The sequence below is a fragment of the Photobacterium carnosum genome (assembly GCF_002849605.1).
Classification (GTDB): Bacteria; Pseudomonadota; Gammaproteobacteria; order Enterobacterales; family Vibrionaceae; genus Photobacterium; species Photobacterium carnosum.
The window spans coordinates 30028-41373 of record NZ_NPIB01000034.1; the positions used below are offsets into that span (position 1 = coordinate 30028).

Annotated in this window: 7 protein-coding genes and 1 pseudogene; 5 read left to right on the forward strand and 3 right to left on the reverse strand. The window is 34.4% G+C overall.

Annotation, left to right across the window (positions count from 1 at the left end):
- Positions 1 to 415: 415 nt before the first annotated feature.
- From CIK00_RS19460 to CIK00_RS19470, 3 genes and pseudogenes are all read right to left on the reverse strand, one after another.
- Positions 416 to 1500: pseudogene (locus CIK00_RS19460) on the reverse strand (IS91 family transposase).
- An 8-nt stretch (positions 1501 to 1508) separates the two neighbouring features.
- Positions 1509 to 1793 carry a hypothetical protein gene (locus CIK00_RS19465; RefSeq protein ID WP_065208434.1) on the reverse strand — a complete coding sequence of 95 codons (285 nt, stop codon included), beginning with the start codon at positions 1791 to 1793 and terminating at the stop codon, positions 1509 to 1511.
- A 203-nt stretch (positions 1794 to 1996) separates the two neighbouring features.
- Entirely contained in the window at positions 1997 to 2605 is a 609-nt protein-coding gene (locus CIK00_RS19470) for a DUF2913 family protein (protein WP_082960782.1), read from the reverse strand.
- 328 nt (positions 2606 to 2933) lie between these two features.
- Between CIK00_RS19470 and CIK00_RS19475 the strand changes: the two genes are divergently transcribed.
- The 5 genes from CIK00_RS19475 to CIK00_RS19490 all read left to right on the forward strand — a co-directional run bounded on the left by CIK00_RS19475 (position 2934) and on the right by CIK00_RS19490 (position 11181).
- Positions 2934 to 4415, forward strand: a complete 1482-nt coding sequence (locus CIK00_RS19475) for a type I restriction-modification system subunit M (protein ID WP_101770225.1) — start codon at positions 2934 to 2936, stop codon at positions 4413 to 4415.
- A 5-nt stretch (positions 4416 to 4420) separates the two neighbouring features.
- Positions 4421 to 5605 (forward strand): restriction endonuclease subunit S, encoded by a 1185-nt coding sequence (locus CIK00_RS19480; RefSeq protein WP_101770226.1) that lies wholly within the window; start codon positions 4421 to 4423, stop codon positions 5603 to 5605.
- Positions 5606 to 5637: 32 nt separating this feature from the next.
- Positions 5638 to 9165 (forward strand): DEAD/DEAH box helicase family protein, encoded by a 3528-nt coding sequence (locus CIK00_RS19485; protein ID WP_101770227.1) that lies wholly within the window; start codon positions 5638 to 5640, stop codon positions 9163 to 9165.
- Between the two features lie 1208 nt (positions 9166 to 10373).
- Positions 10374 to 10571 (forward strand): hypothetical protein, encoded by a 198-nt coding sequence (locus CIK00_RS21200; RefSeq protein ID WP_144043188.1) that lies wholly within the window; start codon positions 10374 to 10376, stop codon positions 10569 to 10571.
- Positions 10572 to 10599: 28 nt separating this feature from the next.
- Positions 10600 to 11181, forward strand: a complete 582-nt coding sequence (locus CIK00_RS19490; protein ID WP_144043189.1) for a hypothetical protein — start codon at positions 10600 to 10602, stop codon at positions 11179 to 11181.
- Positions 11182 to 11346 lie beyond the last annotated feature (165 nt).

Here is an 11346-nt window from a genome sequence, read left to right on the forward strand (position 1 = left end):
CGATCAGTCTCATGTGGACAAGTTTTGATAACGATAGAGCGCGTTATCAACACATTGACCACAATCGACAGTTACGAATAGTTGACGCGTTAAGTTTTCGCTCCGCGATCAACAATGATTTTTTTAATTTTTCTTTTTCTTTACTGTACTGCTCTCTATACACTCAAGACGAGTCAAGGCTTGCCGTTGTATGGCTTTTTAGTGATAAAGCTCTCAGCGGTCGATTTTGACAGCTTAAAATTGATTTCAATGGATAGGAATCTGAAAGATTTCTATCCATCAAGATTAAGTCAATGTAAAATGTCATTCTTACCTTTTTTATTATGAATGATTCTACAAATGGGAAAATACGGAGGTAATTAGGGGTGTTTTGACCATAAGTATCGATTTTAAATAGATCTATCCTGCGATAGGTTTAAATCGGCCTTTGTAGCACGATATTTTCTATAGCAGAAACAAGCTGACCTATCTTCAATCCAACTATAAAGCCGGTATAGACCATTCGAGCACCACACAAAATACACTTAAAGGGATCTACTTTTAAGAACGCTTTCATCATTGTAGCAAAACCAAAGGTTTTGATTGGACTAATGTTTTGTTCTAATTTTTCATAGATTAATGGTAGTAAACTTCCTCGTAAACGATTCGATAAAAAACCAAAATAACGGATCATTTTAAAGTGCTTTTCTGGCACATGACTCAGTACTCTCAACATCATCTCTGTTTGATCTAACGTTAAATCTTTATACTTTTTACTGTTATGGTCGAGATAATATGGTTTGTCGTTTTCGCTATATCAACATTCCAATGGGTATTGTAGTGTTTATTAAGAAAACTATTCCATGATTGAGGACTATAGCCTTCTTTGGCGAGTTCTGGCGGTAAGATAATAACGGGATAAAATGTTCTTAATAAATGAATAACACTATATCGCCATTGTTTCATTAATCCACTGAATTTAAATGAAAATATCTTTAAGTCTCCCTGCTTATTAAGCGCGTATTCAGCCAAGGATAAATGGATATGACAATTGAAATTTAATTGGCGACCATAGGTGTGCAAGGCGGCAAAAATACCAATAATTAAAGACTTTTTTGTTGCAATATTAAGTAGCGTACCAGCAGCAAGTGAAAACAGATGATTTAATAACGCTCTGTTATATTTGAAGATATCCCAAAACTGCTCTGGCATCGTGAAAGTAATATGACGATATTTACAATCAGGTAATATCTCATTTTGAGTGGCAATCCACCGCTCAGTGGCTTTCTGCCCGCACGATGTGCATAGTTTGCTTTTGCAGGTATTAAAGACGTGCTTTTTATGAGAGCAATTTTTGTTTGAGCATGAATATTTTCTAGCTCCTAATTTATGCGTTTTACATGATAAAACTTTTGTTACCGCTTCAATTTCAGCATAGCGGAAAACATGACCATTTTTTAATGCTCGATGAAAGCATTTATCTAATGTAAATAAGGTATTGATACTATTAGGGTTATACATGATTAAAGTTATTTATTATTATCTAATTCCGCTATAGCAACTGCTTCTAACGTAACAAGAATTTCTCTTATTTTTCCTTCTGTATATTTTGTCATACCAAAATGCTGAATAACATAATTCTCTATAATATCTAACTCGTCATCATGAATACGATTAACGGGAAGTGTATTGAGCAAAAGAATGATGTCATCCATCGATTTTTCGAATTGCTTATAGTTATCAAAGGGAAAGTAGTCAGTAGGACCAGAATGCGGGATGGTGGTTTTTTTCTTTTTTCGAGGTTTATTACTCATTTCAATATGACTTTTTAGAAGGAAATAAGTATAAAAAATACCGTATTTTATGAATAAGATAAACAAGGAATTAACGTGACTAAAGTGAGGTTATTAAACATGAAGGCTTACAGCGAGTTAGTCGCAACCGCAGGTTGCTGTTCTTGCTGTCTAAAAAACACTAAATGTCATGAGTAACCTCATTTCAAGGCTGTAATGCACGGTTACAGCCTATGCGTGTTATTTTTGTCTGTTGGATGTAATAAAATGTGTGTTTGTTGATTATCAGCGTTGTATTCTTTTACTTCTGCAATGAATAACGACGTGTGATTAATCAACGCTAATAACATGTCAGGCGTGTTTTTTTCAAATTGAATACACAGCGAGATAGGAGCAATTTGTTGGCCGTCAAGTTCAAAACAATTCTCTATATGATCTTTGATGATATAGATGACTTCTTTTTCGGTTATTTCACCATTATCAAATAATCGTGAATCAAAGCCATGATCATTAAATAAATGACTTAATAAATCATAAAGGTGTTGTGCTCCATTCATTTTATCTTTGGACTCCATTGCCATTTTTCTAAGTTCATTTAATTTAGCCTCAATATTGCCTCCTGGTCGTTGACCAATCAAGACCATTCTTTTTATATCACCTTTGATTATTTTATAGTGTGTATTTTTAATCTTAGGTTTTAAAAAGTGACTGAGGATCGTGTTCCGTTGTGCGATAGGTACAAATCGTTCTGTGATTGCTATCTGGCAATATAAATGAAGCAGTGCATTATCTATGACTGATGATAGTTGTTGATAGTATTGAGTTTTAGACAAAGAGATAGCCTTCTTAACCAAAATTAATAGAGCGCATATTATACCATTTTGATTTTATCGATCGTTAGAGGATTGTTTATCAAAGTGGTTTCGTATGAGTTGGTTTCTTTGAATGGTTTGTTATAGGTAGTTTCTTAAAGGCGGTAATGCGGGTTGAGAGGTCTAGTGAACTGGTTTCGTTGGGGTATACCCTAAATTCGTCATTGTTTAATCTTTTAATTTAATGGAAAAAGATTCAAATATGCGATAATCCCCTTAATGCAGGGTTAACGTGATTAGCTCTATTTTAAAATATTTGAAGCATCCAACGGTATAAATTAGAAAAATTATGATGACAGGCGAACTTAAGAGTCAAGTTGATAAAATATGGAACTCGTTTTGGACGGGTGGTATCAGTAATCCTCTTACGGTTATTGAGCAATTTACCTTTTTACTTTTCTTACGTCGTATCGATGAAAGCCAATTATTAGAAGAAAAGAAAGCCAATATGATGGGAACCTCAGTGGCTAACCCATTATATAAAGAAGAGCATAAAAAGTTTCGTTGGAACAATTTTAAAGATAAAGATCCAGAAGTTATTTATAACCTATTCACCATGCCACAAGCTGATAGTGACAATTTAACTGTATTTGAACACATGAAACAGTTAGGTAATTCTGCGGGTGTATTTTCACAATACATGAAAGGTGCAACTTTCATGATCCAAACACCAAAGTTACTCGACCAAGTTATCCAAATGATAGATAAAATTAAAATGGATGACCGAGATACCAAAGGTGATTTATACGAATACCTATTATCGAAAATAGCGACAGCAGGTACTAACGGTCAATTTAGAACGCCTCGCCATATCATTAAAATGATGGTTGACATTATGCAGCCTAAAAAGGGCGATACCATTTGTGACCCATCTTGTGGTACTGCGGGTTTCTTAGTTGCGGCTGGTGAATATGTACATGAAAATCATGAAGATTGGTTTCATGAGCAAGCGTTTCGTGAACACTACAATAGCACTATGTTTACTGGTATCGAGTTTGACAGCACCATGTTACGTATTGGTGCAATGAACTTACAATTGCATGGTATCGATAATCCTCAACTTATTGGTCGTGATGCGCTGAGTGAGTCAAATAAAGAAATACGTGACCAGTTTGATCTTATCCTTGCTAATCCGCCATTTAAAGGCTCATTAGATTACGATGGTGTTGAAAGCTCATTACTTAAAACGGTTAAGACTAAAAAAACAGAATTACTCTTTTTATCACTAATGCTTCGTATGATGAAGATCGGTGGTCGTTGTGCTGTGATTGTTCCTGATGGTGTGTTATTTGGCTCATCGAATGCGCACAAGCAACTAAGACAAACAATTGTTGAAGGACATAAACTTGATGCCGTTATCTCTATGCCAAGTGGTGTATTTAAGCCTTATGCTGGAGTAAGTACTGCCATCCTTATTTTTACTAAAACGAACAGTGGCGGTACTGATAATGTATGGTTTTATGACATGCAAGCTGATGGCTATAGTTTGGATGATAAGCGCAGTGAAATTAAAGACAGTGATATTCAAGATATTATTTCTCGCTACCAATCACTAGATGCTGAAACGGATAGAACCCGTACAGATAAGAGTTTCTTAGTGCCATTTGATGACATCAAAAATAATGATTGGGATTTGAGCATTAACAGTTACAAAGAGATTGTGTACGAAGAAGTTAAATATGATGCTCCTAGCCAGATTATTGCAGATATTGAGACGTTAGATGTAGAAAGAAATAAAGCATTAGCTCTTTTAAAGGAGTTATTAAGTTGAATTCGATGAACGAAAGTTGCCATAAGTCTATTTCTTTAGGTGATATTTTTAAAGTATCTTCGGGGGGAACACCAAGTAGAAAAAAAAGCGAATATTTTAATGGTGATATTCCTTGGGTTAAAACAGGTGATTTGAAAGGTGTATATGCAAATCAACCAACAGAATTTATCACCCAATTAGGGTTGGATAATTCATCGGCTAAATTATTCCCACCTTCAACGGTCTTGTTAGCAATGTACGGGGCGACTATTGGTGCTTGTTCCATATTATCTTTTGAAGCTGCAACAAACCAAGCTTGTGCTGCAATTCTTCCGAATGAAAATTATAATGAAAAATATTTATATTATTATTTTTGTTATATAAAACCTTCTTTAGTAAGACTAGGAGTAGGTGGTGCGCAGCCTAATATATCTGCTGGCTTAATTAAAAAGTTAAAAATCCCCAATTTAGTATTAGAAGAGCAAAAAAAGATAGCTGAGATTTTAGATGCGGCAGATAGCTTAAGACAAAAAGACAAGCAACTTGTAGAACATTACGACCGACTCAGTCAGTCATTGTTTTTGGATATGTTCGGTGTGCCTAATAATAATATTTATGATTTTGAAATAGGGACAATTAGAGATCTAGTTAATACCGTTAATTATGGTACTAGCGCAAAAGCTCAAATGGAAGGTGAGTATACTTATTTGCGTATGAATAATATTACTTACCAAGGCTATATGAACTTTGAATCATTAAAATTCATAGATTTGTCAGAAAAGGATCAAGATAAGTATTTAGTCAAAAAAGGCGACATACTATTTAATCGAACAAATAGCAAAGAGTTAGTAGGTAAAACGGGATTATTTGATAAAGATATAAGTATGGCAATTGCTGGTTATTTAATACGAGTTAGAGCAAATGAAAAAGCGAATCCATATTATTTATGGCGGTTTATGAATTCTAATTATTGTAAAAAAGTATTGGCTCATATGTGCAAAAGTATTGTTGGAATGGCAAATATTAATGCTCAAGAATTACAAAATATTAAGGTGCTAATACCGCCGATAGAGCTTCAAAACCAATTTGAGAAAACAATTAAAGAAATTGAAAACCAAAAAACTTTAGCCCAGCAAGCACTGCTAAAATCAGAAGATTTATTTAATAGTCTTTTACAAAAAGCATTCAAAGGCGAGTTGACGAACCGTTAATATGACGAACAATACGAAGGAAGCTCCAACACATGAGTAATTTTACGTTTATAAACGCTGATTTCCCTGAGCTGTATACCGATGTGATTGAAGCAGAGCAATTGGTTTTTATCTCGTCAAAAGCTTCTGCCGTATTGTCTCGAAGCGTCTTAGAAAATGCCGTCAACTGGTTGTATGAACATGAACGAAAATTAGATCGTCCTTGGCGTACTGATTTAAGTACATTAATGCACGATGATGAGTTTAAAGCCCTGTTTAATGACAAGATGTTTGGTGAGTTAAATTTAATTCGTAAAATAGGTAATTTGGCGGCACACGCAAACAAAAATGGTCAGAAAGTAAGTGCAAAAGATGCACTTGCTTCACTCAAGTATCTATTTCGTTTTTTACGTTTTCTTGCTATCTATTACGGTAAAACAATACCTAAAACTCAAGTATTTGATGAAACATTAATTCCTCACCCTGACACAGCGCAAAAGTTTACTAAAGATCAAGAGCAAGCTCAGTTAACTCAATTATTAAACGACATTGATGTTAAGAACGAAGCAAATCGTAAAGCCGAAAAGAAAATTCAGGATCAAGCTCAAGAAAATACGTTATTAAAGCGGCAACTTGAGCAACAACAAGCTGAACTGTCTAGTCGTAAAGTTGAACGAGAAAAAACCGTTAACATTGATACAGCGATACCACTAGAGATCAGTGAAGCTGAAACTCGATTGCGGTATATCGACGTGTCATTGAAAGAAGCTGGTTGGACTAATCTTCAAGATGGCTATGATTTAGAGTTTGAAGTGAAAGGTATGCCTAAAAATACTAATCCAAGTGGCTTAGGTAACATTGATTACGTGCTATGGGGTGATAATGGATTACCGTTAGCGGTTGTTGAAGCAAAACGTACCATGTCTAGTCCAAAGAAAGGCAAGCATCAAGCTGAGTTATACGCTGATTGTTTAGAAGCAATGAAAGGTCAGCGACCTATTATATTTTATAGTAATGGCTTTGAAACCTACCTATGGGACGATCAGTTTAGCCCCGAGCGAGAAGTACAAGGCTTTTTCACCAAAAATGAATTAGCGTTGATGATAGAGCGTAGAGATCCTTTGAGTGGGCGACAAGATTTATGTAAATTTAAAGTAAATCAAGAGATTGCAGGTCGTCCCTATCAGTTAGAGGCCATTGCTCGTGTGGCTGAAAATAGTGTTAAAGCAGTAAGGAAAACAGATGTAAATGGTAATGTGGTAGAAACATTACGTAGTGGTTCAAGACAAAGTTTATTGGTGATGGCAACGGGGAGTGGTAAAACAAGGGTATCTGCTGCCATTACGGATATGATGACTAAGTGTAATTGGGCTAAACGCATTTTGTTTCTAGCTGATCGTAACGCTTTAGTTACTCAAGCTAAGAATAAATTTAATGAATATCTTCCACATTTATCAGCTATTGATTTAACAAAAGAAAAAGAAGATAACGATACTCGATTGGTATTTTCTACTTATCCAACCATCATGAATCGTATTGATGGACGACGCGAAGTAGAAGAACGTTTTTATGGTGTAGGTCACTTTGATCTTATTATTATTGATGAAGCTCATCGTAGTGTTTACCAGAAATATAAAGCTATTTTTAGTTATTTTGATGCAATGCTTCTTGGTTTAACAGCTACGCCTAAAAATGAAGTAGGCCATGATACGTATGGTTTATTCGGCATTGAAGATAACAACCCCACTTTTGCTTATGAGCTCGACAAAGCAGTAGCTCAAGGTTTTCTTGTGCCACCTAGAGCGATGTCTGTACCGCTTAAGTTTGTTCGAGAAGGGATTAAATACAAAGATCTTAGCAAAGAAGAACAAGAGCAATATGAAGAAAAGTTTGGTGATCCTACTGAAAATGAAGTTCCTGATGAAATATCCAGTGCTGCCATTAATAGTTGGTTATTCAATACGCATACGGTGGATCAAGTGCTTCATCATTTGATGACAAATGGCATAAAAGTAGAAGGTGGTGATAAATTAGGTAAAACCATTATCTTTGCCAAAAACCATGCTCATGCCATTTTTATAGAAGAGCGTTTTAACAAGAATTACCCTGAATATGCAGGTAAGTTCTTGCGTGTTATCGACAATTACGAAACTAAAGCCCAGGATTTACTTGATGTGTTTGTCGATGAATATGCAGAGAACGATCCTCAAATAGCGGTATCAGTCGATATGATGGACACTGGTGTTGATGCGCCTAGAGTCGTTAATTTAGTTTTCTTTAAACAAGTGAAGTCTGCAACGAAGTTCTGGCAGATGATTGGCCGCGGCACCCGTTTATGTGAAGGGTTGTTCGGTTTAAATGAAGATGGTTCAACGAAGGATAAGACGGAATTTTTTATATTCGACTATTGTCAAAACTTTGAATTTTTTGATGTTAATCCAAATGGTACAACAGGTAATATAGTCAGAGGTCTTACCCAACAGATATTTGAGGCTAAGTTAGAAATAGCGTTGATTATAAGGGAAGAAGCGACCAGTAATCATAAAGAAAGAGTGTTAGCAGAGTCTTATATTGACGAGTTAAATGTTGCTATTGCCTCATTAGATACAGACCGATTTGTGGTTAAAGCACAATTATGTTCGGTGACTGAGTTTAGTAATAAGAAGCGATGGGAAACTCTTAGTAAGAATGACATGTTAAGCATTAATACGACTATTTCTGAGCTGATTTTACCGCAGAAAAAGGATGATGAGTTTGCAAAACGTTTTGATATTTTAATTCTGAATTTCCAATTAGCGTTATTAACAGCCGCCCATAGTACAGATCGTTATGTGAATAAAATCAGTGGGATTTCTCGCGACTTATTGAAGAAACAACATATCCCAGCCATTGGGTTGCAAGTTGATCTGCTGAATAAAATTCAAACGATTGATTTTTGGAAAGTGATTAATGTAAACCACTTAGATAACGTCAGAATATCATTGCGTGATTTATTGAAATATTTAGACAAAGAAAGTCAGGTACAAGTTGTGACCACCTTTAAAGATACTTTAGATCACGGTGCAATAACCGAGCATGACTTAATACCAGCTTATACTGCATTACAAAGCTATAAAGACCGAGTTGAGTCTTATGTACGTAAAAATAATGATCATCTAGTTATTAGAAAGCTAAAAACAAATAGACCGATTACTGAAACTGAAATTAATGAATTAGAGCAGATATTGTTTGATGGTAAGACGATAGGTACTAAACAGAACTACATTGATACTTATGGAGAAAAGCCATTAGGTGAGTTTATACGTAGTATTGTTGGTTTAGATTTGGGTGCTGCACAAGATGTGTTTGCTCAATTCATTCAATCGGGAACCCTTCGTGCTGACCAAATGACCTTCATTGATACTATTATTCGTTATCTCACAAAGAATGGGATGATAGAAAAGAAAATGCTGTTTGAACCACCCTTTACCAATATTCATGATCAAGGCTTATTTGGTATATTTGATGATTCTCAAGTAACGAATGTAATTAGATTAATTGATACCGTTAATGATAATGCACTGGTAGTTGGTTTTAATTAACATTTCGATTAAGCTGGAATTAACGTGTTGTGGTTGAATATCCAAATGTGCAATTACAATACGTTACCTCACTCCAACCTCGTCAGTTTCATGCGATTTCAATGAATTTAGCCACCAATTTTACATAACATCTGTTATATCTACTTCTATTGTAGCCACCAAGGTAAAGCGCCTTAATCACCACAACTAATAATAAAAATGCCTCGTAAAACTGGATTCAAGCAATAAGTACCAGGCGTTTTTATATGTATTTTAGGTAATGGTTATTTGTTTTGGTACGAATTGGTAAATCATTTACCAATTCGTACCAAAAGGCACATTTTTTTGTGTACGTCATTATCAAGCTAACTGCCGCCATCCAATGATTGCTAATCAAGTTCATTCTCAAATCGTATCAAGGGGTCGATATTGGGTTACTCAATCTTGAATCGTTTCAGGGGTGAAATGATTCATTCAAACAGTTCATTTTATATGTACATAAAATAAACCTATCTTTTTAGCCCGTTGAACTGTTGAAGGATTACGATTAAAAGCATACGTATTTTTAAGGGAATACCTATTGGGACGTTTATTGTCTTGAAGTAATGGTTTGTGAATAAGGCAACATGTTTAACAAAATAACAACGTCACTTTTTTATCGTATGTTAATGACAACAAGTCGAAAAATAAGCGGTTTATGTAATGTTTGAGGTGAACTCGGATCTCGTAGTGCGCGATAGATGCCATATGTTAAATACAGCCGTTTTTAGCGCAAAGTCATACTACGAGCTGAATGATCGGTATTTATGGTCTTAAAATCGTTTCTAGGGGTGATTTGACGGGTATTTGGGTCATGTCAGACTGATAAGCGATTTATGGCGAGATGGATTGATGAAAAATGGCAGATTTAAAATAAATCTATTTCGAGGGGTTTTGCCTAAATTTAGATTTATTTTAAATCTAAGGCATAAGGTCGCTAATGGCGACCTTTGTTGTCTCTGGACGTTTTTTTTGAAAAAAATTTAATCAAAAATAGCACTAAATTAACGATATTGTTATTCAGGCTATTTTTTAATAATTTCAACTTTATAAGTGATATTTTGCATTGTATTATGGTGCGATTTTTTCAGTATAAACCATTATATATCATACACTTAATGAAATTATCTCTTGATAATAAATAGCTCAGAGATATACTAATTATATCGAAATAATTTAAGGTGTTTAGTATGGAACGTTCAGTTTTAGAGTTTTATTGTGAAAGTTGTAAGGAAAAATACACTGGAATGATAAATGAGATCTGTCAGGTTGGTGTTAGATATAGAGCTTCATGTCCTTACTGTAATAACTCTAATAATTATAATTTGATGGGTGCTGCAATAAATATGTCTAATTGTATAAATGCAGTTGACGTATACAAGGATTAATAGACAAATTAAGAAAAAGGAAGTTGAAGTGTCATATAAAGAAATATTTGATGCGATTAATGTTGTTAGTGTATTTGTAGCTGTAATAAGCGCATATCACGCCAGAAAAACTTATGAGTTAGCTAAAAACTTAGCGAAAAGATGTAATTTATTTTTTAGTGTACATCCGAATAACTTGATTATTACGGCAACTTCCACCACAGAGCGATTAATTGCCCATGAGATTTTGATTACTGTACGAAAAAATTTTTTCCAGAGGAAAACTCACTCTTTAACAAAATTATATAATTTAAACAGTCAGTTGCATAAAGGGTATGGTTATAATGATATTTTTTCAACACTATTTGAAAGAGGGTTAATTGCAGGAGAATCTTATGAATTTCCGATTACAGAGTTATTTAAATTAGCAACCAATAAAAGCATCTTACAAAAGAATTTTATTGGTTTAGATCTTAACTCATTAATAATAGGAAAAAACGTTAAGATTACTTTTATGCTTAACGGTAATTCGTATCCGGTTAATCTAAAGATGACTCAAAAATTATTAGATGAAATACTTAATGAGAACAATACATTTTCTAAATTTAGACTGAGAACATGTATAAGTTAATTAAATTTCACATGGAAGGCAGTATATTTTTATTAGTGCGCATAAAATTTGTGATGTTAAATGAGACTAATTTGAAAGTATGAGGATTGGGTGCTCATTGGCAATGTAACCAAACAAGACCTGAAATGGTGAGGCATGACTGCCCCACCATTTAGGCTAGATTAT